This is a genomic window from Bosea sp. (in: a-proteobacteria) (genome assembly GCA_023910605.1).
Taxonomy (GTDB): Bacteria; Pseudomonadota; Alphaproteobacteria; order Rhizobiales; family Beijerinckiaceae; genus Allobosea.
Genome location: JAAVVV010000001.1, coordinates 3,264,371 through 3,290,369, shown reverse-complemented (window position 1 = coordinate 3,290,369; position 25,999 = coordinate 3,264,371). Strand labels below are relative to the sequence as shown.

Below are 25,999 nucleotides of genomic sequence, written 5' to 3'. Positions count from 1 at the left end.
AGCAGGAAATCCGCATCGTGGAGAGATTGTGCCCATGGCCCTGACGCGCCGCGCCCTGCTGGCCGCCGCACCTGTCGCGATCGGCTCGCTTGCGGCCCCGCCCATCCTCGGCACGGAGGCCGCGTTCGCCACAGCCAGCGCAGTGGCCAGATCGGAGCTGATCCCGTTCGGCTCGGCGGTGATGATCTCGGATTTCCAGAAGGATGCCGTGCTGCGCGACAAGCTCGCCACGCTGTGCGACGTGATCACGCCGATGAACGAGCTGAAATGGGAATGGGTGCGCCAGCGCCGCGATGGCTTCAGCCTCGATCACGCCAACGAGATCGTCGGCTTCGCGCTCAAGCATGGCAAGCAGGCGCATGGCCATGCGCTGCTCTGGGGCCTCGCTCTGCCGCCATGGGTGTCGACGATGACGTCGGCCCGCGAGGCCGAGCGCGAACTCGTCGCGCACATCGACATGCTGATGAAGACCTATGCAGGGCGCATCGCCACCTGGGATGTCGTCAACGAGGTCATCGCGCATGAGCCCAAGCCGGCCGCGCCGATGCGCGACACCATCTGGCAGCGGCTTCTGGGCGAGGCTCACGTCGACATCGCTTTCCGCGCGGCCGCAGCCGCCGACCCGAAGGCGAGGCTGGTCATCAACGATTATGATTTCGAGAATGCCGACGAGCGCACGGCCGAGCGGCGCCGCCAGGTGCTCAGGCTGGTGCGCCGGCTTCAGGACCAGAACATTCCCGTGCATGAGGTCGGGTTCCAGGCCCACCTCTATGCCGAGAAGTCGCTCGACAGGCGCTCCATCACGGCCCTGTGCCGCGAACTGGCGCGCATGGGCGTCGGCGTGAAGATCACCGAGCTCGACGTGATCGACTGGCAGCTCAACACCCCGCCAGCGGAACGCGACAAGGCCGTGGCAGAGCTGACCAGCGCCTTTCTCGGAGCCGTCATCGAGGGGCAGCGGCCGTCGGCGATCATCACCTGGGGGCTCAGCGACCGCTCGACCTGGATCACCGACACCTTCAAGCGCAGCGACCGTCAGAAGGCGCGGCCCCTGCCGCTCGACGAGGATTATCGTCCCAAACCCATGATGGCGGCGATCCAGGCGGCGCGCCGGCTGCGCTGACGCGCATTGCCGCCATGATTGCGCACGATGCTCAGAAACGGGACAATCATGGCGGCACCGAAACTGCAAGCACTGGCCCAGGGCATAGACACCGGCAGAATTGGCCATGAGTGGCGCAAGACAAAGAAACGTTGGAACGCGCATGTTTGCAATCGACACTAATGGCGATGACCGCCGGGGTGCAGAGGCCCCAGGCCGGACCGGCCAGGCCGACCGCGGCGGTGTGGGGCTCTCTCAGGTCATGGCCGATCCGATGGGCTTCGGCATCGGCTTCGTGCGCCGCCGCTTCATGTCGATCAGCGCTTTCGCGCTGGCGGGAGCTGGCATCGCCATCGCCCTGGCGGTCACGACGCCGGATCGATTCGGCTCCACCGCGCAGCTCCTGATCGATCCGCGCGACCTCAGGGTTCTCCAGAACGAGATCTCCCCGCAGGCCGTCGGCAGCGACGTCACCACCGCCTTTCTCGAGAGCCAGGCGCGCGTGATCGCGTCCGACAGCGTCAAGCGCAAGGTGATCGAGCGGCTTGGCCTCGCGTCCGATCCGGATTTCGGCGCGCCGGGCAATGGGCTGACAGGACGGATCGGCCTGTCGCAGGGCGGGGCCGCCGCCTCGCGCGATCCGGTGGTCGTGGCGCTCGCCGCCATGGACAAGCAGGTGATCATCCGGCGCGGCGAGCGCACCTTCGTGATCGACATCACGGCAATCTCCGGGGATGGGGCCAAGTCCGCCCGCGTCGCCAACGCAATGGCCGAGGCCTATCTTGAGGACCAGTCCTCGGTCCGTTCCGAATCGGCACAGCGCGCCTCGAACTCGCTGTCCTCGCGCCTGAGCGAGCTGCGCGAACGCGTGCGTGTCGCCGAGGACAAGGTGGAGCGCTACCGCGCCGATAACAATCTGGTCGGCGCGGGCGGGAAGCTTGTGTCGGAAGACACGCTGGCCGTCAGCAACACCCAGCTGACCCAGGCGCGGGCACGCACAGCCGATGCCCAGGCCAAGTTCGACCAGGTGCGCGCGGTCCGGCCGACAAGCCTTGAAGCCGGAGCGACGCCAGAGGCGCTCAACTCGCCCAGCATCGGCTTGCTGCGCGCCCAGCTCGGCGTCGCGCTAACCCGCGAGGCGGATGCGCTGGTGCTCTACGGATCGCAGCATCCCCAGCTCGTTTCGGCGCAGGCGCAGGCCCGTGACGCGCGCCGGCAGATCGCGGAGGAGCTTGCGCGGATCGTGCAGGGCGCGCGCGCCGAACTCGACAGGGCCCGCGCTTCCGAGGCCGCCATAAGCGGGCAGGTCGACAGGCTCAAGCGTGAAACCCTGACGACGGGACAGGCTGCCGTCCAGCTCCGCGAACTGGAGCGGGAGGCCGACGCCCACCGACAGGTCTACCAGTCCTTCCTGCTGCGCGCCCGGGAAACCAGCGGGCAGACAGGCGTGGACACCACCAACGCCCGCGTCATCACCGAAGCGGTGGCCCCGCTCGAGAAGCTCGGCCCCAATCGCAAGCTGTACATCGCGATCGGGCTGATCGCGGGCCTCGCGGCAGGGGTCGCCTTCGCGCTGCTGCGCGAAATCCTGATGCTTCGCAACGCCGCTCCGGCAGCGCAGCCCGCCTCCGCTGCGCTGCGGGCTTCAGGTGGCGGGCGCCGTCTTGCGGACAGCCAGCCCGAGCGGGCGCGCCCCTCCGGCCAGGGTTTCCGCCAGCACGCGGCGGCGTCGCTTGGCGCGGCAGCCCTGAACCCCGCGAAGTCGTCCGGCAGCCGCTGGCGCGGCCCCGGCGCGGCGCCCATGCACGCCGAGCCGGAAGGACCGGTCGCGGTGAAGCTGCCGGCGACCCGGAGCGGAGGCTTCGCGCGCGGGCGCAGCAAGCCCGAAACGTCCGCCTTCCATGGCACGGGGTTCCTGACGGAGGCCTGGGACGAGCCGCGCTCGGCCTTCGCCGCCGTCATCGGCGAAACACGGGACCGCCTCGCCATCGAGGAGAAGCCTGGAGCCAACCGCAAGGTGATCGTGCTGGGTTTGTCGCCCGGCGCCGGCGCCTCGCTCGTCGCCCTCAATCTGGCTCTGGCCGCCGCACGGGAAGGGGCGACGCCCATCCTCATCGATCTGGCGGCAGGGCCGGCCTCGCTCAGCGCCGCCTTCGCCGATGATGCCGAGATCGGAGCCGAGCAGGTCATCAGCGGCGCGGCCGGGCTGATCCGTGCCGCCCTTCAGGATGACGAGACGGGGGTCTTCTTCCTGCCCCGGCCCAACGCGCCCACGCGGCCGGCGGCGCCCTCACACGAGCGCCTCAAGACGGGTCTGCTCGACCAGACGCGCCGCTTCGAGGCCGTGGTGATCGATGCCGGTTCGACCGCAGACGGGGCCTTGCCGTACATGCTCGCCGAGATGGCGGACGACATCGTGGCGGTGGCCCCTGCCGGCATGGCCAAGAACCACGCGCAGCGCCTTGCCGAACGGGCGCTTGGGGCGGATGCAGCGAAGATCCGCTGCATCGTGCTCAACGAGGGCTCGGAGGGCCTCGACTGAGGCCGATCCAGGCGGTCAGGACGGAGCCTCTTCGGAAGGGGCCTGCCTGCGGTAGCGCGAGCTTCGCGCCAACCCGTGCTCGGTCTTGTTCCAGCGGGTCGGCGCGCGGACATATTCGGCCAGCGCTGACCAGGCGGCCGCCGAGATGAGCAGGCAGTACAGTGGCATGAGCGGGGTGCACCACAGCAGATCCGTGAGGCCACGATGGCGCACGCCCACTATGGCCGGGGCAACCAGCGCCACGAGCCCGCCCGCCAGCAGCGTGACCCAGATGCCTGTGGCCACGGCCTCGATCGCCGTGTCCGGCAATGCCGCGCCATGGGTGAGATAGGACAGCGCAAAGCCGATGATGAAGAGCGGATAGCTCAGCACGCTGAGCAGCGTTCCCGCGCAGAGCGAGGCCAGAGTGAGGCCCTGCGGCGCACCTGCCTCATGCAGGAAACGCAGCGGCGTGCGGGTATGGGTGATGAGGGTCTGCATGAAGCCCTTCATCCAGCGAACGCGCTGGCTGAACCACGGACGCAGGGCGGGCGGAGCCTCCTCATAGGTGGCTGAAGGGAGATCCGCCATGCGGTAGCCCGAGCGGATCAGCCGGAAGGCGAGGTCCGCATCCTCCGTCACATTCCACGCGTCCCATCCGCCAACGGCCCTGAGCACGCGGGTGCGGAAGTGATTGCTGGTTCCGCCCAGCAGCACGGGCAGGCCGCTGCGCATCAGCCCGCTGTTCACCACATCGAAGAGCGCGGCGTATTCAAGCGCGAAGAACCGTGTGAGCCAGCTGTCGTCGACGTTCTCGATGACGAGGCGCCCCTGCAGGCAGGCGACGCGGCGAGGCAGGCGCCTGAACAGGTTCGCCGCCACCCTGAGCTGGCGCGGGTCGGGTCGGTCCTCTGCGTCAAAGATGGCGAGCAACTCTCCCCTGGCTTCGATCAAGCCGATGTTGAGGGCGCGCGGCTTGGTGCGGGGCAAGCCGTCCGGCGCGACGAGCACGTCGATGTGCGCCGGCAGCAGGCGCGCCGCCAACGCCTCCCGGGTCTGGCCGTCGCATTCCTCAATGATGATCTTGATGTCGAGCTTATCCGCGGGATAGTCGAGGCCGAGCAGGGCCTCGATCAGCCGATCAAGGACGGCAGCCTCGCGGTAGAGCGGCACAAGGAGCGTGTAGAGCGGCAGCTCCGCGTCGGGCAGTGGCGTCGCCGGCGCGGCTGCCGGCGTCCATGCGTCGATCATGGCGCCGAGCCTGAGCACCAGAAGCGAAGCGAATACCGGCGTTGTGAAGAAGGCCAGCAGCAGGAACGCGGCCGTGCCCGAAAGCTGCGCCGAGGCCAGCAGCGCCATGGCGAGAGCCGCCAGAGCCAGCGCCTGTCGCAGGTTCAACCCGGCGCGCGCGCTGAGGTCCGGCCGGATTTCCGCGAGATGGTGCGACGCATGGTGCACGATCTGCTCCCGGGCATGGCGGCGCAGCATCCGCCTGAAGGTTGGCCGGGGCATGACCACGATGTCCGGCCGGTTCGAGAGATCGTGCTGCGCCAGCGCCCCGGACTCCGCCGGCCCGGGGGCCAGGGCCAGCCTGTAGCGGCCAGTCTCATCGAGCGGCGCGATGCCGGCGGCGATGGCGTGCTGGAAGGCCAGACCGGAGGCCGGCCGCAGCGGCTGCTCGCTGAAGGCGAGGCCATGGCGGAGCGCGAAGGCGCGCGCCTCGCGGGCAGCGGCGCGGTCGCTCAGCGAAGCGGCGGCGGCCGGATCGTGATCGGCACCTTCCTTGTCCTGATTCATCTGAAACGCAAACGCCCCCAACCAGCCCTCTTCATTACGACGCAGGGCGGGGCTGCTGTCGAGCCACCTTGTGACGACGCATCAGGCTGCCGATGGCGGCTTGCGCTCGAGCGCGCCCAGTCCGGCTGCGATGGCCCGCGTCAGCTCGGCCTGCTGGGCATGCATGAAGCTTGCGCCATCGAGGCGGGTGATGGCCCCGCTGCGGACTGCGGCCACGTGCTCTGCGAGAGCTTTAGCGAAGGCTGCGGGCTCGTCCGCGATGCGGACATTGACGGGCGGCGCGCTCAGTCCGCGGAAGGACAGGCTGGTGGCGACAGCAGGCAGGCCAAGCTGCAGGGTCTCGATGGTCTTGAGCTGGACGCCGGTTCCGGCGCGGCTCGCCAGCGCCACCACGGCGCAATCGGCGAGGAAGGCGTCGGCGTCAGGCACGCGCCCGACCATCGCCACATTAGGGGGGGGCTCGACGCCGGCCGGAATCCGCCCTGCCACGGCGATGGTGCAATCAGCAGGCAGACGCGGCGCGACCTCCCGCAAAAACCAGCGCAGCCCGATCAGGTTGGGCTCCCAGGTCCAGGTGCCGATCAACCCCACATCATGGCGCGGATGGGCGACAGGCTCGAGCTTCCGGCCGCCGCCAGAAACCAGCGGCAGCACCGCGCAACGCGCGAGCGCATCGGGGCCTGCAAGCCGCGCCAGCGCCTGGCGGTCCTCGTCGGCAAGGCACCATATGGCGGCGCAGTCGCGCGCAAGGCCGCTCTCGAGCGCTTCCAGCAGGCGACTCTCGCGCGCGAAGAGCCAGCGCATCAGGGCATTGCCGGCATGGTCTGCGTTCTGACGGGCGGAAGCGTGCTCGATGTTGTGTGCGATCAGAAGGGCGGGCGCCCGGCTGGTCATGTCGGGAAAGGCGCCGGGCATCATCACGCCGTTGAGGACCAGCGCGTCGAACGGGCCGCGCGCGTCGATCTCGTCGAGCAGGCGCGTCCGTCCGGCGAGCCAGAGCTTGGCAGCGGCGAAGGGAATGCCGCGCAATAGCGCCGCAGCCAGCCACTTGGCCTTGCGGGCGGGGCCAGCGGCGCTGTTCTCGATCACCATGCGCCGGATCAGCACCAGATCAGGATCGGCGCGCACGCGGTCCTCCGGCCTGGCGAAGGCAAAGATGGTGAGGTGGTGCCCTGCGGCGCGCAAGGCCGCGATGATGGCGGCGTTGGCGATCTCGAAGCCGGTGTCGGGCGCCTCAGTAGGAGCCAGTGAGGTGATGAATGCGAGCTTCAAGGCAAGGCTCCGGGCCGGCGCCGCGGCCGATCGGCCGCGATCTGGACTGCATTTGCCGGCACGGGTCAAGAAACAAGGCCGCTCCATCGTAAACAGCCGCCCAAGCCACCACAGTGCGAGTCAGGGACGGCATCAGGAAAGCTTAAGGGGAAGCTGCCATGCTTGCCGGCCAGACGCGCGCAAACGGGCCCGATCGATGGAATTGAACACAGGCGCTGTCCTCATCGCGACGAGCGACGGCCTTCAGCGCATGAATGTGCCGAGCGTCGTGTGCGTGCCGACCTACAAGCGGCCCGAACTGCTCAGGCGCACGCTCGGTTCGCTCGCAGCGCAACGGCTCGAACGCGCCGCGCCCTTCGCCATCGTCGTCGTGGACAATGACGGACAGGGCCGCGAAGGCTCTCGGATCGCCGCCCGGATGCTTGCCGACGGCGTCTTCCCGGGCGCCGCACTGGTCCAGCCGAGGCAGGGAAACTGCAAGGCCTACAATGCCGCCTGGCGCTTTGTGCGCGAGACCATGCCGGATACGCGGTTCATCTGCGGCATCGACGATGACGAGGAGGCCGCGCAGGGCTGGCTCCAGGGGCTCGTCGGGGCGGCGGAGGCTCATCAGGCGGATGTTGTCGGCGGGCCGGTCAGGCCGGTGTTCAGCCATCAGCGCTTCAGACATCTGGCCCGCCACCCGGTGTTCCGCTCGCATTACAGCGCGGATGGCCCGGTCCCGCAGCTTTTCTCGAGCGCGAACTATCTCATCCGCGCCGAGGTGCTCGATCGCATGGGCTATCCCTATCTGGACGAGGCCTTCGACTACAAGGGCGGCGGGGACACCGATTTCTTCACGCGGGGACGCGCCGCCGGTCTGCGCTTTTACTGGACCGAGGCGGCGCTGATGCACGAGACCATTCCGGCCCGGCGCACGGAGTTCTCCTGGATCCACGCCCGGGCGTTGCGCAACGGCATGATCTCGGCGCTCATCGCGCACAAGGCCGACCCGTCGCCGGCAGGGCGCGCGCGCACGGCGCTCAAGTCGCTGGCGCTGCTGGCCGCCTCTCCGCTCAGGGGCGTGGCCGATCTTGCGCGGACGGGATCGCCCCTGATCGCGCTCTATCACCTGCAGGTGGCGCTGGGCCGCATCGGCGCCGAATTCGGGCTCAACATCGAGCAGTATCGCGCACCCGAGGCGAACTGACGGCGTGCGCCCGTTTCGTCAGAGATGACGCAGCAGGTCCCGGGCTGCCTCGGCGGGCGGGCGTTCCAGATTGAAGCTGCCGACGAACTGGCCCTTCTTGTCCATCAGATAGATGATGGCGGTATGGTCCATGGTGTAGTCGCCGCTCGCGGTCGGCACCTTGCGCGCATAGGCGCGGAAGGCCTTGACCACGGCGTCGATCTCCTCCTGTGTGCCGGTCAGCCCGATGATGCGCGGATCGAAGCTGCCGAGATAGTTCTTCAACAGTTCGGGCGTGTCGCGGGCCGGATCCACGGTGATGAACAGCGCGCGGGTGTTGCCAGCCCGATCGCCCGCGGCGCGGAAGACTTCGGACAGCTCCATCAGCTTGGTGGGGCACACATCCGGGCAATGCGTGAAGCCGAAGAAGACGAGCAGCGGCGCGCCCTGAAACTGGCGGCTGCTGATGCGGCGACCGTCCATCGCGGTCAGATCGAAGGGGCCGCCGACCGAACTGGCCCGCGTCGCCTCGGGCGTCGGCGCGAAGGTCCACAGGGCGGCAAGGCCGAGCGACACCAGGCCAAACAGAAAGGCGGCGGCGGGAAGGATGAGGGCGCGCTTGTCCATCGGAACCTCGGTGGTGCGGCGCGCGCGATCAGAAGCAGCGCGCGATCGCGGCGATCAGCCCGTCGGTGAAGAGACGCTCGCCCTCCCGGACCCAGAGCAGCGCCCCTGCGCCCAGAAAGGTCGCGGCCGTGCCGGCCAGGAGCCAGCGCGAAGCGGACGAGGCCTGCGCAGACGGCGCGGGCAGCTTCTGCGGGGACAGATCGTGGCCGGTCAGCTCGCTCATGCCATCAAGATAGGCGTTCCGCGCGGCCGGCGAAAGGGCGCCAATGTCGCGGCGCGCATCAGGCCCGCTGAGGGAAGGCGCCGTCGAGATCGGCCCGTGCGAGCGGGGCCGCGCCGGGCGCGAGCAGCTTGCGCCCGCGCATGTGGTCGGCAGGGCGATTGACGCTGTCGATCGCGATCAGGCGGCCGGCCTTGAAGTAAAAGATCGAGAAGCGGTTCCCGGCCCGGCTGCCGCGCTCCTCGGCGGCGTCATGGCCATGGGACAGGCCCACCATCTGAAGCTTGAGGTCATACTGGTCGCTCCAGAACCAGGGCACCGCCTCATAGCGTGCCGGCCGTCCGAGGATGGAGGCCGCGACGATCTTGGCCTGATCCACGGCGTTCTGCACGGATTCGAGCCGGATATGGCCGTGGCCCCGGGGCTCCGGGAAGGCGCAGACATCGCCGAGCGCCAGGATCGACGGTTCGGAGGTGCGCTGGCCCGTGTCGACCACGATGCCGTTGCCCGTGGCGAGGCCGGCGGCGCGGGCAAGCTCGATGTTCGGGTTCACGCCGATCCCCGCCAGCACGATGTCGGCCGGCAACTCACGGCCCGCCGTGGTGCGGACAGCAACGACCCTGCCGCCCTGCCCGATGATCTCGGCCGCGCCTTCGCCGAAATGCAGGCTGACGCCATGGGCCGCATGGGTTTCGGCGAAATGCCTCGAGAGGTCAGGGCCGACCGCGCGCGCCATCAGCCGGTCCTGCATCTCAAGCAGCGCGACATCCTTGCCAAGCTTGCGCGCGCTGGCGGCAGCTTCAAGGCCGATGAAGCCGCCGCCCACCACGACGAGGCTGCGCGCGCTCGTGAGCCTTGTCTTGAGCGCGTCGGCATCGGCAAGCCCGCGCAGGGCGAGCACGCCCTCCAGATCATGGCCTGGGCAGGTCAGCGGGCGGGGCGAGGCACCTGTCGCCAGAACAAGATGATCATAGGCCAGCGCGGAGCCGTCCTCGAGAATGACGCGTCGCGCGCCGGCATCGATGGCAGCGGCCGCAACGCCCTGCATGAGCGTGATGTGCTGCTCGACATAGAAGGCCGCCCCGCGCATCTGCAGGGCATCCAAGCTCTTCTCGCCTGTGAGATAGGCCTTCGAGAGAGGCGGGCGGTGGTAGGGCAGGGCGGTTTCCGCGCCGACCAGCGTGATCGGCGGCGCGTAGCCGGCGGCGCGCAGCTCCGCGGCGACCTGCACCCCGGCCTGGCCCGCGCCGACGATGACAGTCCCGCTCATCAGCCGTTTCCGAACACCGTGTTGAGCTGGCTGCCGACCATGATGAAGGTGGTGCGCTTGGGCACCTCCTTGAGCTTGACCGCGCCGATGTAGGTCATCATGGAGCGCACGCCGCCCATGATCTCCTGCATCGTGCCGTCGACCTTGCCGCGATAGGGAACCTCGACTGTCTTGCCCTCTGAGGCGCGATACTTGGCGACGCCGCCAGCATATTTCTTCATCGCCGTGTCCGAGGACATGCCGTAGAACTGCATGCGCACGGGCACTTTCCTGCCGTCGCGCTGCTCGTGGATGATCTCGCCCTCGCATTCGTCATGGCCGGAGAGCATGCCGCCCATCATGACGAAATCGGCGCCGCCGCCATAGGCCTTGGCCACGTCGCCCGGCACGGTGAGGCCGCCATCGCCGCAGACCTGGCCCTTGAGCCCGTGCGCGGCATCGGAGCATTCGATGATGGCGGAGAGCTGGGGATAGCCAACGCCCGTCATCTTCCGCGTTGTGCAGACCGAGCCGGGCCCGATGCCGACCTTCACGATGTCCGCCCCCGCCAGCAGCAGGGCTTCGGTCATGTCGCCGGTGACGACATTGCCTGCCATGATGACGGAATCGGGGTTCTCGCGGCGGGTGCGCTCGATCGTCTTGAGGAAGGCCTCGGTGTAGCCATTGGCGACGTCGATGCAGATCTTGCGCACCGGGACCTTGTTCTTCACGGCCTTGAACTTGTCGTGGTCAGCCTCTGCGATGCCGAGCGTGTAGAAGCTGTTCGACGCATCCTCGGTTCCGAAGAACTCGACCAGAGCCTCCACCGGATAGTGCTTGTGCAGCGCCACCATCGCCCCGAAGCGCTTCAGCGCGCGGGCCATGGGGATCGTGCCGGTCACGTCCATGTTGGCGGCGATCAGCGGAAAACCGGTCCAGTCCGTGCCGGTGTGCAGGAAGCGGAAGGTGCGGTTGACGTCCACTTCCGAGCGGCTGCCCAGCGTGGAGCGCTTGGGTCGGATCAGCACGTCCTTGAAGTCGAGTTTCGGATCATTCTCGATGCGCATGGCGGGCCCGTTGCGTGGCGGCCGCAGTTGGCGACCTCAAGAAAACGCCCCGCAACTGGCCAGCGCGGGGCTTGTCTTTTGCAAGCTATATCCAGATTTGCAGCGCTCAAAAAGCCCCTTGTTGGCGCGCGCATCATCGCGATCACGGATTCTCATGCCTCGCCGCTGACCGCCCTGTCAGGAATCGTGCTGCTGGCGCAGGCCAACCATCCGGTGCTGTCGAGTTCGAGCAGCGCGGCGTTGCTGGTCGTCGAGGCAGTGATCGCAGCTGTCATGGCGTCGAGTCCGGACAACCTTCAGCATGCCGAGGCGCTGGCAGAAGCGATCTCGGGCCATCTGGTGAGCGGCGCCGGCAAATAGGCTCTCTTCCGGCCATCGCCGGCCTTGGCCTGCGCTCGTCGCGCGGCCTTGCTCCTGGTTCGGCTTGCCGCCAGAGTGCGTACACCCAACCACGCAGGCGGCGCCCTGACCCGGACGACAGCCGCGCATCCATGAGAAGGTTTGCCCATGCCGCAGGTCGAGATCAACGGCGTCACGCTGGACTACGACGTGCGCGGCCCGGCGGGCGCGCCGCCGGTCGTGTTCTCCAATTCGCTGGGCACGACCCGTGCGATGTGGGCGCCGCAGATCGCCGCCATGGCCGGGCGCTTCCGCTGCCTGAGCTATGACACGCGCGGCCATGGGGGCTCGCCTGTGGCGACCAAGCCGTTCGGCATCGCCGACCTTGCCGCTGACCTTGCCGCCCTTGTCGAGCATGTCTTCGGCCGCACACCCGTGCATGTGGTCGGGCTCTCGCTCGGTGGCATGACAGGGATGGCCCTGGCCATCGCCCGGCCCGACCTCGTGGCGTCGCTGACGCCGATGGCCACCTTCGCGCGCGCCGCCTCGCCGCCCGCCTGGGTCGATCGCGCAGCCAGGGTGCGGGCCGGCGGCGTCGAGGCGATCGGTGACATGATCCTCGGACGATGGTTCACGCCGGGCTTCGCAGCGATGAAGCCGGATGTGTTCGGGCAGGCGCGCGCCATGATGCTGTCGACCCCCCGGGAGGGCTACGCAGCCTGCTGCGACGCCATCCGCGATCTCGACCTGATCGAGGGGCTGCATCAACTCGACGTGCCAACCATGGTGTTTTCGGGCGCGGATGACCCGGCTTCGCCGCCTGAGCTTCAGGACGAAATCCGTGCAGCCATTTCGGGGGCTGGCCTGATCCGCCTGAGCCCGGCGGCGCACATCATGAACCTTGAGCAGCCGGAGGCCGTGACCGCGCAGTTGATGGCCTGGCTCGACAGGAACCGCGCCCGGCTCGGCGCGGCCTCCAGCCGTCCGGCCCGGCTTGAGGAGGGGCTGGCGAACCGCAAGGCTGTGCTGGGCGCAGACCATGTCGAGCGGTCTCTGGCCAAGGCGGGGCCCTTCGCGCGCCCCTGGCAGGAATTCATCATGCGCGAAGCCTGGGGCGAGGTGTGGGGCGACCCGAGCCTGTCGTGGAAAACGCGCTCGCTGCTGACGCTGCAGACGATGATCGCGCTCAACCGGGAAGAGGAGTTCAAGCTTCATCTGCGCCCGGCGCTGCACAATGGCGTGACGCTGGCGGAGCTGCGTAGCGCGATGATCCAGGCAGCGGTGTATATTGGCGTGCCGGCCGCCAACAATGCCTTTCGCTGGGTGCGAGACGTCCTGGGCGACGAGCTCGACGCGATCGAAGGCTGAGCTTCAGCGCATGTAGTCCAGCGGCAGCTCGTGCGTGTCCTTGATCTCCTCCATCACGAAGCTGGCGGAGACATCCACCATGTCGATCCGTGCGATGAGGCGCTGATAGAGCCGATCATAGGCCGCGACATCCGGCACGCGGGCGCGCAGGATGTAGTCTATGTCGCCGGCCGTGCGGTAGGCGCCGGTGATCTCGGGAATCTCGGCGAGGGCCGCACGGAACGCGGTCGCCCAGTCCGCGCTGTGCCGGCCCGTGCGCACGACGATGAAGACCGACAGGGCGAGATTGAGCGCGGCCGGCTCGAGCATCGCCACGCGGCCCCTGATGACGCCTGCCGCGTCCAGCGCCTGAATCCGCCTCCAGCAGGCATTGCGTGAAAGGGCGACCCGTTCGCTCAAGGCGTCCAGCGCCAGGGTGGCGTCACGCTGGAGTTCGCGCAGGATGCGTTTATCGATTGCATCGATCTTGTGGGACATGGTTTGCCGATTGCCTGATCTCTCAAGACATTATCCCTGATATTGCCGGCTGTATGCAGGTTTTTGGGATATGCCGGCGTGGCTGGCGCGCTAGATTGGCGCGGTCATGCGGAGGATCGTCATGCCCAACCTGTTCACGCGCCACCCCGAAGCCGTCGGCGAGAGCTTCGGCGCGCATTTCCTTGTCGCTCTGCGCTATTCGGGCCGCCTGTTCCTGGCGGCCGGAGCGGCGTTCGTGCATGCCTTCCTGCCATTCCTTTTCGAGAAGACGGCGAGCAACGCGATCAAGTCCATGTATTCCGACATGACGCGGCGCGGGGCCACCGCCCCGATCAAGGGTGCCCGCGCCATCGAACCAGCCGAGTGAGCATTGTTGCGGGGCTCGCGCGAATGGGGTTGAAACCCCCGCGCCGGCTGGCTATACGCACCGGCGGCAGCAGTGTAGCTCAGTTGGTTAGAGCGACGGATTCATAACCCGTAGGTCACCAGTTCAAGTCTGGTCACTGCTACCATTCTTTCACAGCGATGCCCCTTCAGATTGGCCACGCCGCGCGTGTTCAATTCGCCCTGCGCGCGCGGCTCAAGCGCTGCGCAGCTTCCTCAGCCGCACCACCTTGAAATAGCCGCGCCCGACATGAACCGTCTCGTAGCGGCCGGTGGCGGCGGCCCAGCCGGTCAGGCGGTTGACCTTGAAGTCGCTGCTCCAGCCGACAGCCTTGGCGATCGGAGCGACGGCGGACCAGAAGGCGGCGCCGGCGCCTTCCGAATCCACCAGGCGGCTGGAAATCACGATCTCTCCGCCAGGGCGCAGCACGCGGTCCATTTCGGCCAGCGCCTGCTCCGGGCTGGGCACGAGCGTGATCACGAACTGGGCCGTGACGGCATCGAAGCTCTCATTGGGGAAGCCGAGCCGGCAGGCATCCATCACGCTGAGCCCGGTGACGGCGCCAAGGCCGCGTTCACGCACCTTGCGCCCTGCAACCTGCAGCATGTCCTCCGACAGGTCCACACCCACAACCCGCTTGTCGGGGGGGAAATAGGGGAGGGTCAGGCCCGTGCCGACGCCGATCTCGAGAATGTCGCGGCCGCAGCGCACGGCGGCCTCGACGGCCTCTCGCTGGGCGCGGGCAAGCATGCGCGCATAGACCTTGTCGTAGAACTTCGCCCAGATGCGGTAGACCTTCTTCTGGCCGTCAAGGTCATAGGTCACGGACATGGCTGTTTCCGGTGGCTGCATCAGGCGCTGGCAGCGAGGCCAGCCGGCAGCGGCGCAGGCCGTGCCTGGGGTCGTGCGGCGCGGATGATGCCGCCGCCGAGCACGCGGGCATCGGGCGCCGCGCTGTCATAGAACACGCAGGCCTGGCCGGGCGCCACGCCTTCCTCCGCGTCGAGAAGCTCCACCACATGCTCGCCATCGACGAAGCGCAGCAAGGCGGGCTTGGGCGCACGGGTGGAGCGCACGCGCGCGGCGACTTCAAGCCCTTCGGCCGGCAGGGCGTCCAGGGCGGCATCGCCGAGCCAGTTGAGATCACGGACACGCACCAGCCGCGTGGCCAGCGCAGAACGCGGGCCGACCACGACATGGGCGAGTTCCGCATCGAGCCGCACCACATAGAGCGCCTCGCTCGCGGCGATGCCGATGCCCTTGCGCTGGCCCACCGTGAAACGCAGGATGCCATCATGACGGCCGAGCACACGGCCTTCCATGTCCACGATGTCGCCCGGGCGCGACGCGCCGGGCTTGAGCCGTTCGATCACCTCGGCATAGCGCCCGGAGGGCACGAAGCAGATGTCCTGACTATCGGGCTTGTCCGCGATGGCGAGGCCGAGTTCGGCAGCCAGCTCGCGCGTGCGGCTCTTGGGCAGCGAGCCCAGCGGGAAGCGCAGCAGGTCGAGCTGATCCTGCGTCGTGGCATAGAGGAAATAGCTCTGGTCACGCATCTCGTCGGCGGCGCGGTGAAGCGCGCGGCGGCCGCCGGCGCCCGACCTTGACATCACATAATGGCCGGTGGCGAGGGCGTCTGCGTCAAGCTCGCGCGCAAGACCCAGAAGGTCACGGAATTTGACGGTGCGGTTGCAGTCCACGCAGGGAATGGGCGTCTCGCCTGCCAGATAGCTGTCCGCGAAGCGCTCGATCACCTCGTCGCGGAAGCGGCTTTCATAGTCGAGCACGTAGTGCGGAATGCCGATGGCTTCAGCCACGCGGCGCGCGTCGTGAATGTCCTGCCCTGCGCAGCACGAGCCGGCGCGGTGAACGGCCTGCCCGTGATCGTAAAGCTGAAGGGTGACCCCGATCACCTCATAGCCCTGCGAAACCAGAAGCGCTGCCACCACCGAGGAATCCACGCCGCCCGACATCGCGACGACGACGCGCGTTTCGGCCGGCGGCTTGGCGATGTCGAGCGAATTGAGCAAGGCTGGCCTTCCAACAAGGTTCAGGCCACGGGCTGGCCGGGCCGGGCTTCGGCACCCCGATCCATATAGAACGGCGAGGGGCCGCGCGCCAGCGTGCTGCTTTGAGGCGTGTTCCGACAGGCAGATTTTGCCGGCCGCGTGGCGTTTGCTGCCGGGGCAGCCGCGCAAGGCCCTGGTGTGTGCCGGTGCACGTCACCATGATTTCAATGACTTGATCCACCTGCTGCGTTGGTCCGGTCCTTGCTCCCTTTCCGATGATCTGTCCTGGATAGTGAGCGCGTTCGTGACCCAGCCCCTGTCGATCCCCGAGCCGGCTCTATCCCGCATGAGCGCAGCCCCTCAGGCGCGCTCCCTTGCGCGGCCGCCAAGCGAGAGCTTCACGCTGCCGCAGGAACGGCCCGATGGGGCGATGCAGCCTGTCAGGGCCAGGCCAGCCCCCGTGGCGCCTGATCAGGGCGCTGCATCGCGTGGCTCGCCCGCGCCGCGCAGTCTCGACCGGTCAGGGCGGCCGGAGCGTCCCGACAGGCCCGACCGTGCGGAAGCTGCCGATCGTCCTGGTCGCCCGGTCCTGACTGATCGCGATGCCAGGGCCGAGCGCCCGTGCGAGCGCGGAGTGGGCCGCGGGCGTGACGATCATCCCGGGCGCGGAGCGGCGGTCGGCCGGCCGGACCGGCCGGGCGCAGCCGATGCGCCTGAAACTCCTGTCGCCGGAGGTGACGGCACGAAGGATCCAGCGCCTGCAACGCAAGGCGAAATGCAGGTTCCGGCGCAGTCCCAGCCGGCCACGGCCGCCGGCGCGCTGGATGCCGCGCTTGCGGCGCAGATAGCGGCTGAGGCGGAGGACGTGCTGACCTCCGATGAGACCGGGGCGACGGCTGCGGAAGCCGTGATCGCCGCACAGACCGCTCCGGGGGGCGCGCAGGCGCAGCCCGCCCTGCTCGCCAGCCTGACCGGCGCGGCGACGCCGACCGCCGGGGGCGCAACCCCGGCTGCTTCAGACGAGACCGGGGCGACGGCTGCGGAATCCGTGATCGCCGCACAGACCGCTCCGGGGGGCGCGCAGGCGCAGCCCGCCCTGCTCGCCAGCCTGACCGGCGCGGCGACGCCGACCGCCGGGGGCGCAACCCCGGCTGCTTCAGACGAGACCGGGGCGACGGCTGCGGAATCCGTGATCGCCGCACAGACCGCTCCGGGGGGCGCGCAGGCGCAGCCCGCCCTGCTCGCCAGCCTGACCGGCTCGCCGACGCCGACCGCCGAGGGCGCAACCCCGGCTGCTTCAGACGGTGGCGCGCCTGTTTCCGCGCCCGTCAACGGACCCCAGACGGGCACAAGAACCAGCGCTGCGGACGGCGCCGAAGGCGTGGCCAGCACCGAGCAGACTGCCGCCGCCGCACGCATCGAGCCGCAGCGTGCAGAGATGGCCGTGCGGCCCGATCCGGGCTTGCCGCAGGCTGCAGGGCGGCCCGCCGATCTTCCCGCCGTGGTGACGCCCGAGCCGCGGGGGGAGGTCCCGGTCATGCCCCGGGCCCTGCCGCCGGGCGCGATCCCGGTCGAAATCGGGCTGCGGGCACTGCAAGGGCTCAAGGAATTCCAGATCCGCCTTGATCCGGCGGAGCTTGGCCGGGTCGATGTCAAGCTCGAGATCGGCGACGACAAATCCGTGACAGCAAGGGTGGTGGTGGACCGGGTCGAGACGCTTCAACTGCTCCAGCGCGACGCGCGGACGCTTGAGCGCGCCTTCGAGCAGGCGGGCCTCAAGTCCAGCGAGGGCGGGATCGACATCACCTTGCGCGATCCCGGCCAGCAAGGCCGTGAGGATCGGCGCGACGGGACGTCCGAGCGCGCCGACACCGACAACAGTCGCGGACGGGCCGCGACCGTGATCGAGGCCCCGGCTCCCCTGCTTCGCCGCATCCATGCGGGCGGGCTCGACCTGTCCATCTGAGGAGAACAGGCCATGACAACCGTCGCCGCCGCGCAATCCGCCGCTTCATCCGCCGCCGCAACCGCAACCGCTACGAGCTCGAAGTCGCGCGCGCAGATCGCCGGCAATTTCAACCAGTTCCTCAATCTGCTCACGACGCAGCTGAAGAACCAGAATCCGCTCGAGCCGCTGGATACCAACCAGTTCACGCAGCAGCTCGTGCAGTTCGCGCAGGTCGAGCAGCAGCTCCAGCAGAACGAGACGCTGACATCCCTGCTCAGCATGAGCCGCTCCACCACCACGGCCAACGCCATGGGCTTCGTGGGCAACCGCGTCACCATGGACGGCTCGACCAGCGGCTTGAAGGATGGCTCGGCTCAGTGGCGTCTCGACAGCCCGAAGGGTGGCAGCGCCACGATCACCATCAAGAACAAGGCGGGCAGCGTGGTCGCCACCGAGAAAATGACGCTTAACGCGGGGACGCAGAACTTCACCTGGAACGGACGCACCTCGACGGGCGGGACGGCCACGGATGGCGACTACACAATAGTGGTCGATGCGCTCGACGCGCAGAATAGCCGCATGTCGGTGAAGTCGGAAGTCACGGGCATCGTGGACAGCGTGGACTTCACGGGCGAGACGCCGGTGCTGGTGATCGGTTCGGCGAGGATACCGCTGGACAAGGTCAAATCGGTCAACCGCCAATGACGGACCGAAGCGCCCCCGCATGAACCCAGCGACACAAAACAGCGTGTTGAACGCCATGGAACCCTCTTATCTGGACGGGCTGGACCCCCTTAGCCAAATTTTAAGCCACGACGCCTTACACTCCTGCGGATATTGGTCGGTAGAGTTGTGTGAGCGTAAAATGACCGAGGGTCTCAGACCGCGCGTTAAATATGTCATTGGTCCCGATGGGAGCCCGTTGACCATTGCCGATTTGCCCCCGCCGGGGACCCATCGCTGGGTGATCCGCCGCAAGGCCGAGGTTGTGGCGGCCGTGCGCGGCGGGCTTCTCAGCCTCGAGGATGCCTGCCAGCGCTACACGCTGACGACCGAGGAGTTCCTCAGCTGGCAGCTGTCCATCGACCAGCATGGTCTGGCCGGCCTGCGCACCACGCGCATCCAGCTCTACCGGCAGTAAAACCCGCCCCTTGATGCCAGTCATGCATCATCGCAGCCGGAGCGCCGAATGCGCTCCGGCTGCAATTATTTTTTCAACTGACGCTACGTCGTTAACCTTGCGCTAATCACGAACCGGGAAAAACTTGCCTACCAGCAGGAAGACGCACTCATGCATGTCATCCTGCGCTGGCGGACCACAGGTGCGGGGCAAGGTGTGAACGGCGTCGTCGAGCAGTTCAGCAAGTTCGGAGCAGCCCGTCTGGCGGCCATGCTGGTGGTGACCGCTGCCCTGCTGGGCTTTTTCGGTTACGTCATTTTCCGCTTTTCGCAGCCCACCATGGGCCTGCTCTACAGCGACCTCACCTTGCAGGATGCGGCGCAGGTGGTGCGCGAACTCGAAACGCGCAACATCCGTTACCAGACCCGCGCCGACGGCCAGACGATTCTGGCGCCCAAGGACGATATCCCGCGCATCCGCATGGAGCTGGCCAGCAAAGGCCTGCCGGCTGGCGGCGGCGTCGGATACGAGATCTTCGACAAGGGCGACGCCTTCTCGTCCACCAGCTTCGTGCAGAACATCAATCACCTCAGGGCGCTCGAGGGCGAGCTGACGCGCACGATCCGCTCGATCGGGCGGGTGCAGAATGCGCGCGTGCATCTGGTGATGCCCGAGCGCAAGCTGTTCGAGCGCGACCGCGAGCCGCCGCGCGCCTCGATCGTGCTCAAGCTGCGGGGCGATCTCGACCCAGGCCAGATCCGCGCCATCCGCCATCTGGTCGCCTCGGCGGTGGAGGGGCTGAAGCCTGAGCGCGTCTCCATCGTCGATGAAGGCGGCCGCCTGCTGGCCGATGGCGCGCAGAGCGAGGCCATGGCCGGGGGCGTCGGCGCGGACGAACGCCAGACCGCGATCGAGCGCCGGCTCAAGGCGCAGATCGAGGAGATCGTGGCAAGCGTGGTCGGCAGCGGCCGCTCCCGCGTGCAGGTCAATGCCCAGCTGGAGATGAACCGCGTCGAAAGCCGCTCGGAAACCTTCGATCCGGAAAGCCGCGTGGCGCGCTCCACCCAGAGCCGCACCGAAAGCGGCGTCACCAACGAGTCGCGCGAGCAGGGCGTGAGCGTCGGCAATGAATTACCCGGCGCGCAGGGGCAGGGCGGCGGAGCCGGCCCGCGCGAGACCAACAACAAGAACGAGGAAATCACCAACTTCGAGATCTCCCGCACCACCCGCACCGAGGTGCTGGAGGGCGGGCGCCTGCGCCGGCTCTCGGTGGCGGTGCTGGTTGACGGCGTCTACCAGAAGCCGCCCACGGGCGAGGCCGCCTATCAGCCGCGCACGCAGGAAGAGCTCGACCGCATCGGCGCGCTGGTCCGCACCGCCATCGGCTTCGATCGCGACCGCGGCGACCAGGTGGAGATCGTCAATCTGCGCTTCGCTGAGGCGCCCGCGACGCCCGAGCTGAAGGAAGTGGGCATGCTCCAGCAGCTCCTCGCCTTCACCAAGGATGATCTGCTGCGCGCCATCGAGCTGGGCGTCATCAGCCTGCTCACGCTCATCGTGCTGGTCACCGTGGTGCGCCCGCTGCTCAAGCAGGTGCTCGCGCCCAGCAACGACCGCAGGCCCGGTGGTCCGGATTCGGGCGAGGGCGGGGGCGGCCGTGACGGCATGCAGCCTCTCCCCGGCGGCAGTTCGCCGCAACTGCTCACGGGTCCCGCCACCAATGCCAGCCCATCCGAGCGCATGATCGCGCTTGCCCAGATCAGTGGACAGATCAAGGCGCAGTCGGTTGAGAAGGTCGGAACCATGGTGCAGGAGAACCCATCCGATTCCGTGGCCGTGATCCGCTCATGGCTTTATGAACAGCCGGCCGGGGCCTGATCCATGGCAGTCGCGCCCACACCCATGACGACGCCGGCCGTCACGACGGCTATGCCGCTCAAGGATCTGCCCGGGCCGCACAAGGCCGCCGTGATCCTGCTCCTGCTGGGCGATGAGTTCGGCCGGCCGATCTGGTCCGCGCTCGAGGAGCACGAAATGCGCATACTCTCGCGCGCGATGACGGAGCTCGGCACCGTCGAGGCCGAGACGGTCGAGCGGGTGATGGTCGATTTCGTGGCCAGGCTCACCAATGCCGGTGCGGTCACCGGCTCCTATGACCGGACCGAGGCGCTGCTGTCGCGCATCCTGCCCAAGGACCAGGTCGAGGTCATGATGGAGGAAATCCGTGGGCCGGCGGGCCGCAACATGTGGCAGAAGCTGGGCAACATCGAAGCGGCCGTGCTCGCCAACTTCCTGAAGAACGAATACCCGCAGACAGTTGCCGTGGTGCTGTCGAAGATCAAGCCCGACCATGCGGCGCAGGTGCTCCGGATGCTTCCCGAGGACCTCGCTGTCGACGTGGTGCAGCGCATGCTGCGCATGGAGAACGTGCAGAAGGAGGCGCTCGACCACATCGAGGAGACCTTGCGCTCGGAGTTCGTGACGACGCTGGCGCAGACCCAGCGCAAGGACCCGCACGAGACGATGGCGGTCATCTTCAATTCGTTCGACCGCCAGACGGAGACGCGCTTCCTTGCCTCGCTCGACGTGATCAGCAAGGAGTCGGCGCGCAAGATCCGCGCGCTGATGTTCACCTTCGAGGATCTGCAGAAGCTCGATTCAGCCGGGCTCCAGACGCTGATGAGGGTGGTCGAGCGTGATGTGCTCGCCCGCGCGCTGAAGGGCGCCAACGATGCCGCGAGGGCCTTCTACTTCGCCGGCATGTCGACGCGCGCGGCCAAGAACCTCCAGGATGACATGGCGACCATCGGCCCGCTGAGGCTCAAGGATGTCGATGAGGCCCAGGCCATTATGGTGGCGCTGGCCAAGGACCTTGCCGACAAGGGCGAACTCGTCATTTCCAAGAACAATGGCGAGGACGAGTTGATCTACTGATGGATAACCGCATGAATGCCGCGAAATTCATCTTCGAGACCGACTTCCGCAACGTGGCCAACGGCCGGGGCGTGAGCGAGGCTGACGTGGCCGCCGCGCGCGAGCAGGGCCATGCCGAAGGCTTCGCCTCCGGGCGCGAGGCGGCCCGCGCGGAGGCCAGCGCGGCGTTGACCCACATGGCCGGCGTGATCGCGGCGCAGGCCGAGCGCCTGCTCGCCGACCAGGACGAGCGCGCCGCATCGATCGAAGCCTCGGCCGCAGCCGTCGCCGTGACGATGGCGCGTCGACTCGCGGGCGCGGCGCTCGCCGAGAAGCCCAATGCGCTGATCGAGGAAGCCGCGCGCGAGTGCATCATCCACGCCCGCAGCGCCCCGCACCTCGCCGTTCGCGTCAATGAAGCGGCGGTTGAGGATGCGGAGCGCCTCTTCGGCCGCCTTGCGCGAGAAAGCGGCTATGCCGGCAAGGTCGTGATCCTCGGCGAGCCGGAAATCGCGCCGGGCGACGCCCGTTTCGAATGGGCGGATGGCGGGGTCGTGATCGACCGCGCCGCGCTCGACGCCGCCATCAACGCCGCCGCCGAGCATGTGCTCGGCCGGCGATGTGACGCCCTGACAGGCTGAAGGACCATTCCCCATGGCCAGAGACGACTTGCCGCTGCCTCCCCTGACCCCCGGAATGGGCGGAATGCCCATGGGCGCCGACCGCGCCTCGGGACCCGTGGCGACCAAGACCGCCGAGGACCTCGAGCAGGTCTTCGATGTGCCGGTGACGGTCGCGGCCGTGCTCGGCTCGCACCGGATGCCGATCGGCGACATGCTCAGGCTCCAGCCCGGCGCCGTGCTCGAACTCGACCGCCGCGTGGGGGAAGCCATCGATATTCTCGTCAATGATCGCCTCGTGGCGCGTGGCGAGGTGGTGATCGTCGAGGACAAGCTCGGCGTGACCATGACCGAAATCATCAAGGCTGACCGCTAAAGCCGCGCCGCCGTCATTGAGGGATGGGGGGCGTCCCGTCCTTTTGAAAGGTCTGAACCATGCGATTGCTCATTGTCGGAAGCCTCAAGGGCCAACTCATTACAGCGGCCAAGATCGCCGTCTCGCGCGGCGCCTCGGTCTCGCAGGCCGACACCATCGAACAGGCGCTGATGGTGCTGCGCACCAAGGGCGCTGACCTCGCCATGGTCGACGTGGCGCTGTCGATCCGCAGCCTCGTCGATGCGCTCGAGGCCGAGCGGATCAGGACCCCGATCGTGGCCTGCGGCACGGGCACGGATGCGCGCGCCGCGGTCGCCGCCATCCAGGCGGGTGCGAAGGAATACGTGCCGCTGCCGCCCGATCCGGAGTTGATCGCGGCCGTGCTCGAAGCCGTGGCCAATGACAGCCAAAGCTTCGTCTGGCGCGATCCCGCGATGGAACGCGTGGTGAAGCTCGCGGAACAGGTGGCGCGCTCCGAGGCGCCGGTCCTCGTCACGGGAGAAAGCGGCACCGGCAAGGAGGTGATCGCCCGCTTCCTGCACCAGAAGTCGAACCGCCGCGATCGGCCAATGGTGGCCGTCAACTGCGCGGCGATCCCCGACAACCTGCTCGAAAGCGAGCTCTTCGGTCATGAGAAGGGCGCCTTCACCGGTGCGGTGGCGCGGCGCATCGGCAAGTTCGAGGAGGCCAGCGGGGGCACGCTCCTGCTCGACGAAATCTCGGAGATGGATGTGCGGCTGCAGGCCAAGCTGCTGCGCGCCCTGCAGGAGCGCATGATCGACCGCGTGGGCGGCGCCCAGCCCGTCAAGGTCGACATCCGCATCATCGCGACATCCAACCGCAACCTGGCCGACGAGGTGCGCAAGGGAACGTTCCGCGAAGACCTGCTCTACAGGCTCAATGTCGTGCACCTGAAGATGCCGGCCCTGCGCGAGCGCCCGCAGGACGTGCAGGTTCTGGCCGATCATTTCGCCCGCAAGTATGCCGAGCTCAACGGGCTGCCGCTCAGGCCCATCGACGCCGAGGCGCGGCGCGCGCTGACCCTCAACCCGTGGCAGGGCAATGTGCGCGAACTGGAGAACACGATCCACCGCGCCACCTTGCTGGCGAGCGGCATGGAGATCGGGCTCGACGCGCTGCGCACGCCCGATGGCGAGGCGCTGGGGGGGCGCGGGCTTGGAACAGTGGCGGAGAGGGCGGCGCAGACGGCCGAGGCCATGACCCGCTCTCTGGTCGGCCGCACCGTGGCCGATGTCGAGCGCAACCTGATCCTCGACACGCTCGACCATTGCCTCGGCAACCGCACCCACGCCGCCAAGATCCTCGGCATCTCCATCCGCACCCTGCGCAACAAGCTCAACGAATACTCCAGCATCGGCATCGCCGTCGCCGAGCCGGGGCAGATGCGCGCCAGCGCCTGAGGCGCGCGCACCCGAACGGAGGCAGGGTCTGGCCGTGATGGCGGCGGCCGCGAGGCCAGCCCTGCGAGCCTTTGCGAGCGGGCCGGGCAGTGCGCCAGATGCCCGCCAAGACATGATCTGCCGCCGTCTCCTGTCGTGACGCGGCAGGCCTTCGCTGTGCTCTATTTACATATTTTCCCTGTTATCTCGATCTTTGAGCCGACTGTGTTATCTGGCGGTTCAACGAGAAGAATAACCGGGAGGGGTATCGATGACAGAGCCGAGGAGCGCCAGGCCCTGGCTTGCATTTTATCAGGCGGGGATCCCCCCCGAGATCGAGGCTCCGCCGTTCCGCACCGTGGCTGAACTGATCAGCGCTTCGGCCCGGCTCTATGGCGAGCGCACGGCCTACACCGTAGTGATGCCCAACGGCATGTATGGCGATCTCAGCTTCGCCGAGGTGGACAGGCTGTCCGATGCGTTTGCGGTATATCTGCGCGAGGTGGCCGGGCTTGAGGCTGGCGACCGTGTGGCGCTGCAGGCGCCCAATTCGCTCTCAATCCCGGTCGTGGCCTTCGGTGTGTTCAAGGCCGGCTGCGTGCTGGTCAACGTCAATCCGCTCTACACCGCAGACGAGATGGGCCGGCAATTCGCCGATGCCGAGCCCAAGGCGCTGGTCGTCATTGACATGTTCGCGGACAAGCTGACCGAGGCGCTTCAGCACTGCACGGTTCCGAACATCATCGTCACGCGCGTGGCCGAGTTCATGCCGGCCATGGTCAAGGGCGTGATCGGCCTGATCCAGAAGCATTGGGACCGGTCGATTCCGCCCATCGCCGTGGCCCATATCCGGCTGCCCGACGCGATCGCCGCGGGCGAGGCCAGGCGGCAGGGCGAAAAGAAGGCGGTCGAGAGCTACACAGCCTCGCTCGACGGCACGGCGCTGGCTGCGCTGCAATATACCGGCGGCACGACCGGCGTGAGCAAGGGCGCCATGCTGACGCATGGCAATCTGGTGATGAACGTCGCCCAGACCATGACCTTCGTCGACCATCACATGAAGAAGGGCGAGGAGGTTGTGCTGACCGCCATCCCGACCTACCACATCCTGGCCTTCACCTTGAATCTGCTCGGCTTCTTCTGGCTGGGCAACCGCAACATCCTCGTGCCCAATCCGAGGCCGCTCTCCAATCTGAAATGCGCCTTCGAGAATTACCGCATCACCTGGATCGTCGGCGTGAACACGCTCTTCAACGGGCTCATGAACGAGTTCTGGTTCAGCGAGAACCCGCCCCGCCATCTCAAGGCTTCCTTCGCCGGCGGCATGGCGCTGCATGGCGCGGTGGCCGAACGCTGGTTCAACATGACGGGAACCCATGTCATCGAGGGCTATGGCCTCACCGAAACCTCGCCCGTGGTGACCGGCAACCCGATCGGGAAGGCGCGCGAGGGCTCGATCGGCATCCCCGTGCCCTCGACCGAGATCCGCCTCATCGATGCGGAGGACAATGCCGTGGCCATGGGCGAGCCCGGCGAACTGTGCGTGCGGGGCCCACAGGTCATGGTCGGCTACTGGAGGCGGCCTGACGAGACGGAGAAGGTGATGACGGCGGACGGCTTCTTCCGCACCGGCGACATCGCAACCATGGACCCGGACGGCTACCTGCGCATCGTTGACCGGAAGAAGGACATGATCCTGGTTTCGGGCTTCAACGTCTATCCCAACGAGGTGGAGGATTGCCTGGCCCGCCTGCCGGCCGTGCGCGAGGTCGCCGTCGTCGGCGTGCCGGACGGCGCGGCCGGCGAGGCGGTGAAGGCCTTCATCGTGGCGGCCGATCCGTCATTGACGGAGGCCGAGGTCAAGGCCCACTGCAAGGCCCTGCTGGCCGCCTACAAGGCGCCCAAGTTCGTGGAGTTCCGGCCCGAGCTGCCGAAATCCAATGTCGGCAAGATCCTGCGCAAGGACCTGCGCGCCGAGGCGGCGTCCAAAGCCGCCGCCGCTCCGATGAAGGCAGCCTGAA

The 25,999-nt window shown here is 67.9% G+C and carries 24 protein-coding genes and 1 tRNA gene; 16 read left to right on the top strand and 9 right to left on the bottom strand.

What is annotated here, in order from left to right; translation table 11 throughout:
• Positions 1–34 precede the first annotated feature (34 nt).
• Positions 35–1,123, top strand: coding sequence for an endo-1,4-beta-xylanase (locus HEQ16_15875; protein MCO4055494.1), 1,089 nt, complete (start codon positions 35–37; stop codon positions 1,121–1,123).
• A 142-nt stretch (positions 1,124–1,265) separates the two neighbouring features.
• On the top strand, positions 1,266–3,644 hold the full coding sequence (locus tag HEQ16_15870; protein MCO4055493.1) for a polysaccharide biosynthesis tyrosine autokinase: 2,379 nt from the start codon (positions 1,266–1,268) through the stop codon (positions 3,642–3,644).
• Between the two features lie 15 nt (positions 3,645–3,659).
• On the opposite strand, the gene HEQ16_15865 is transcribed toward HEQ16_15870, so the two are convergent.
• Both HEQ16_15865 and HEQ16_15860 read right to left on the bottom strand, forming a co-directional pair.
• Positions 3,660–5,420 carry a glycosyltransferase gene (locus HEQ16_15865; protein ID MCO4055492.1) on the bottom strand — a complete coding sequence of 587 codons (1,761 nt, stop codon included), beginning with the start codon at positions 5,418–5,420 and terminating at the stop codon, positions 3,660–3,662.
• A gap of 81 nt (positions 5,421–5,501) precedes the next feature.
• A complete protein-coding gene (locus HEQ16_15860) occupies positions 5,502–6,692 on the bottom strand; it encodes a glycosyltransferase (protein MCO4055491.1) in 1,191 nt (396 codons plus the stop codon).
• Between the two features lie 196 nt (positions 6,693–6,888).
• Here HEQ16_15860 and HEQ16_15855 point away from each other — a divergent pair, with 196 nt between their 5' ends.
• Positions 6,889–7,881 carry a glycosyltransferase family 2 protein gene (locus HEQ16_15855; protein MCO4055490.1) on the top strand — a complete coding sequence of 331 codons (993 nt, stop codon included), beginning with the start codon at positions 6,889–6,891 and terminating at the stop codon, positions 7,879–7,881.
• 18 nt (positions 7,882–7,899) lie between these two features.
• Here HEQ16_15855 and HEQ16_15850 read toward each other — a convergent pair whose 3' ends face one another.
• The 4 genes from HEQ16_15850 to HEQ16_15835 are packed head-to-tail and all read right to left on the bottom strand — an operon-like array spanning position 7,900 to position 11,023.
• Positions 7,900–8,487: an SCO family protein gene (locus HEQ16_15850; protein MCO4055489.1), complete on the bottom strand. Its 588-nt coding sequence runs from the start codon at positions 8,485–8,487 to the stop codon at positions 7,900–7,902.
• Between the two features lie 28 nt (positions 8,488–8,515).
• Complete coding sequence (locus HEQ16_15845; GenBank protein MCO4055488.1) at positions 8,516–8,710, bottom strand: hypothetical protein; 195 nt, start codon at positions 8,708–8,710, stop codon at positions 8,516–8,518.
• Positions 8,711–8,768: 58 nt separating this feature from the next.
• A complete protein-coding gene (locus HEQ16_15840) occupies positions 8,769–9,977 on the bottom strand; it encodes an FAD-dependent oxidoreductase (protein ID MCO4055487.1) in 1,209 nt (402 codons plus the stop codon).
• Positions 9,977–11,023, bottom strand: a complete 1,047-nt coding sequence (locus HEQ16_15835) for a GMP reductase (protein ID MCO4055486.1) — start codon at positions 11,021–11,023, stop codon at positions 9,977–9,979. Before HEQ16_15835 ends, HEQ16_15840 begins: the two co-directional genes overlap by 1 nt.
• A gap of 186 nt (positions 11,024–11,209) precedes the next feature.
• On the opposite strand from HEQ16_15835, the gene HEQ16_15830 reads away from it, so the two are divergent.
• Entirely contained in the window at positions 11,210–11,383 is a 174-nt protein-coding gene (locus HEQ16_15830) for a hypothetical protein (protein ID MCO4055485.1), read from the top strand.
• A gap of 147 nt (positions 11,384–11,530) precedes the next feature.
• A complete protein-coding gene (gene pcaD, locus HEQ16_15825) occupies positions 11,531–12,730 on the top strand; it encodes a 3-oxoadipate enol-lactonase (GenBank protein MCO4055484.1) in 1,200 nt (399 codons plus the stop codon).
• Between the two features lie 3 nt (positions 12,731–12,733).
• On the opposite strand, the gene HEQ16_15820 is transcribed toward pcaD, so the two are convergent.
• The gene (locus HEQ16_15820; protein MCO4055483.1) at positions 12,734–13,207 is read right to left on the bottom strand and encodes an Lrp/AsnC family transcriptional regulator; all 474 of its coding nucleotides are present in this window, start codon (positions 13,205–13,207) and stop codon (positions 12,734–12,736) included.
• A gap of 121 nt (positions 13,208–13,328) precedes the next feature.
• Between HEQ16_15820 and HEQ16_15815 the strand changes: the two genes are divergently transcribed.
• Together HEQ16_15815 and HEQ16_15810 are read left to right on the top strand one after the other, a co-directional pair.
• Positions 13,329–13,574: a hypothetical protein gene (locus HEQ16_15815; GenBank protein ID MCO4055482.1), complete on the top strand. Its 246-nt coding sequence runs from the start codon at positions 13,329–13,331 to the stop codon at positions 13,572–13,574.
• A gap of 68 nt (positions 13,575–13,642) precedes the next feature.
• Positions 13,643–13,719 (top strand) — tRNA-Met (locus HEQ16_15810).
• A gap of 68 nt (positions 13,720–13,787) precedes the next feature.
• Here HEQ16_15810 and HEQ16_15805 read toward each other — a convergent pair.
• Together HEQ16_15805 and mnmA are read right to left on the bottom strand one after the other, a co-directional pair.
• Positions 13,788–14,423, bottom strand: a complete 636-nt coding sequence (locus HEQ16_15805; protein ID MCO4055481.1) for a class I SAM-dependent methyltransferase — start codon at positions 14,421–14,423, stop codon at positions 13,788–13,790.
• Between the two features lie 20 nt (positions 14,424–14,443).
• Positions 14,444–15,622, bottom strand: a complete 1,179-nt coding sequence (mnmA, locus tag HEQ16_15800) for a tRNA 2-thiouridine(34) synthase MnmA (GenBank protein ID MCO4055480.1) — start codon at positions 15,620–15,622, stop codon at positions 14,444–14,446.
• Between the two features lie 1,417 nt (positions 15,623–17,039).
• On the opposite strand from mnmA, the gene HEQ16_15795 reads away from it, so the two are divergent.
• The 9 genes from HEQ16_15795 to HEQ16_15755 all read left to right on the top strand — a co-directional run bounded on the left by HEQ16_15795 (position 17,040) and on the right by HEQ16_15755 (position 25,998).
• Positions 17,040–17,567: a flagellar hook-length control protein FliK gene (locus tag HEQ16_15795; protein MCO4055479.1), complete on the top strand. Its 528-nt coding sequence runs from the start codon at positions 17,040–17,042 to the stop codon at positions 17,565–17,567.
• Between the two features lie 12 nt (positions 17,568–17,579).
• Positions 17,580–18,254, top strand: coding sequence for a flagellar hook assembly protein FlgD (locus HEQ16_15790; protein ID MCO4055478.1), 675 nt, complete (start codon positions 17,580–17,582; stop codon positions 18,252–18,254).
• A gap of 160 nt (positions 18,255–18,414) precedes the next feature.
• Positions 18,415–18,690: a DUF1153 domain-containing protein gene (locus HEQ16_15785; protein MCO4055477.1), complete on the top strand. Its 276-nt coding sequence runs from the start codon at positions 18,415–18,417 to the stop codon at positions 18,688–18,690.
• Positions 18,691–18,885: 195 nt separating this feature from the next.
• Positions 18,886–20,547: a flagellar M-ring protein FliF gene (fliF, locus tag HEQ16_15780; protein MCO4055476.1), complete on the top strand. Its 1,662-nt coding sequence runs from the start codon at positions 18,886–18,888 to the stop codon at positions 20,545–20,547.
• A 3-nt stretch (positions 20,548–20,550) separates the two neighbouring features.
• Entirely contained in the window at positions 20,551–21,603 is a 1,053-nt protein-coding gene (locus tag HEQ16_15775; GenBank protein ID MCO4055475.1) for a flagellar motor switch protein FliG, read from the top strand.
• An 11-nt stretch (positions 21,604–21,614) separates the two neighbouring features.
• On the top strand, positions 21,615–22,223 hold the full coding sequence (locus HEQ16_15770; protein MCO4055474.1) for a flagellar assembly protein FliH: 609 nt from the start codon (positions 21,615–21,617) through the stop codon (positions 22,221–22,223).
• Positions 22,224–22,236: 13 nt separating this feature from the next.
• Complete coding sequence (gene fliN / locus HEQ16_15765; GenBank protein ID MCO4055473.1) at positions 22,237–22,578, top strand: flagellar motor switch protein FliN; 342 nt, start codon at positions 22,237–22,239, stop codon at positions 22,576–22,578.
• 59 nt (positions 22,579–22,637) lie between these two features.
• Complete coding sequence (locus tag HEQ16_15760) at positions 22,638–23,999, top strand: sigma-54-dependent Fis family transcriptional regulator (protein MCO4055472.1); 1,362 nt, start codon at positions 22,638–22,640, stop codon at positions 23,997–23,999.
• A 250-nt stretch (positions 24,000–24,249) separates the two neighbouring features.
• Positions 24,250–25,998, top strand: a complete 1,749-nt coding sequence (locus HEQ16_15755; protein ID MCO4055471.1) for an AMP-binding protein — start codon at positions 24,250–24,252, stop codon at positions 25,996–25,998.
• Position 25,999: the final 1 nt, after the last annotated feature.

Bases quoted from the DNA above. Each gene is read 5' to 3' on its own strand.
- HEQ16_15875 (MCO4055494.1), top strand. From the start codon at position 35: ATGGCCCTGACGCGCCGCGCCCTGCTGGCCGCCGCACCTGTCGCGATC.
- HEQ16_15870 (MCO4055493.1), top strand. From the start codon at position 1,266: ATGTTTGCAATCGACACTAATGGCGATGACCGCCGGGGTGCAGAGGCC.
- HEQ16_15865 (MCO4055492.1), bottom strand. From the start codon at position 5,420: ATGAATCAGGACAAGGAAGGTGCCGATCACGATCCGGCCGCCGCCGCT.
- HEQ16_15855 (MCO4055490.1), top strand. From the start codon at position 6,889: ATGGAATTGAACACAGGCGCTGTCCTCATCGCGACGAGCGACGGCCTT.
- HEQ16_15850 (MCO4055489.1), bottom strand. From the start codon at position 8,487: ATGGACAAGCGCGCCCTCATCCTTCCCGCCGCCGCCTTTCTGTTTGGC.
- HEQ16_15845 (MCO4055488.1), bottom strand. From the start codon at position 8,710: ATGAGCGAGCTGACCGGCCACGATCTGTCCCCGCAGAAGCTGCCCGCG.
- HEQ16_15840 (MCO4055487.1), bottom strand. From the start codon at position 9,977: ATGAGCGGGACTGTCATCGTCGGCGCGGGCCAGGCCGGGGTGCAGGTC.
- HEQ16_15835 (MCO4055486.1), bottom strand. From the start codon at position 11,023: ATGCGCATCGAGAATGATCCGAAACTCGACTTCAAGGACGTGCTGATC.
- pcaD (MCO4055484.1), top strand. From the start codon at position 11,531: ATGCCGCAGGTCGAGATCAACGGCGTCACGCTGGACTACGACGTGCGC.
- HEQ16_15820 (MCO4055483.1), bottom strand. From the start codon at position 13,207: ATGTCCCACAAGATCGATGCAATCGATAAACGCATCCTGCGCGAACTC.
- HEQ16_15815 (MCO4055482.1), top strand. From the start codon at position 13,329: ATGCCCAACCTGTTCACGCGCCACCCCGAAGCCGTCGGCGAGAGCTTC.
- HEQ16_15805 (MCO4055481.1), bottom strand. From the start codon at position 14,423: ATGTCCGTGACCTATGACCTTGACGGCCAGAAGAAGGTCTACCGCATC.
- HEQ16_15795 (MCO4055479.1), top strand. From the start codon at position 17,040: ATGGCCGTGCGGCCCGATCCGGGCTTGCCGCAGGCTGCAGGGCGGCCC.
- HEQ16_15790 (MCO4055478.1), top strand. From the start codon at position 17,580: ATGACAACCGTCGCCGCCGCGCAATCCGCCGCTTCATCCGCCGCCGCA.
- HEQ16_15785 (MCO4055477.1), top strand. From the start codon at position 18,415: ATGACCGAGGGTCTCAGACCGCGCGTTAAATATGTCATTGGTCCCGAT.
- HEQ16_15775 (MCO4055475.1), top strand. From the start codon at position 20,551: ATGGCAGTCGCGCCCACACCCATGACGACGCCGGCCGTCACGACGGCT.
- HEQ16_15770 (MCO4055474.1), top strand. From the start codon at position 21,615: ATGAATGCCGCGAAATTCATCTTCGAGACCGACTTCCGCAACGTGGCC.
- fliN (MCO4055473.1), top strand. From the start codon at position 22,237: ATGGCCAGAGACGACTTGCCGCTGCCTCCCCTGACCCCCGGAATGGGC.
- HEQ16_15760 (MCO4055472.1), top strand. From the start codon at position 22,638: ATGCGATTGCTCATTGTCGGAAGCCTCAAGGGCCAACTCATTACAGCG.
- HEQ16_15755 (MCO4055471.1), top strand. From the start codon at position 24,250: ATGACAGAGCCGAGGAGCGCCAGGCCCTGGCTTGCATTTTATCAGGCG.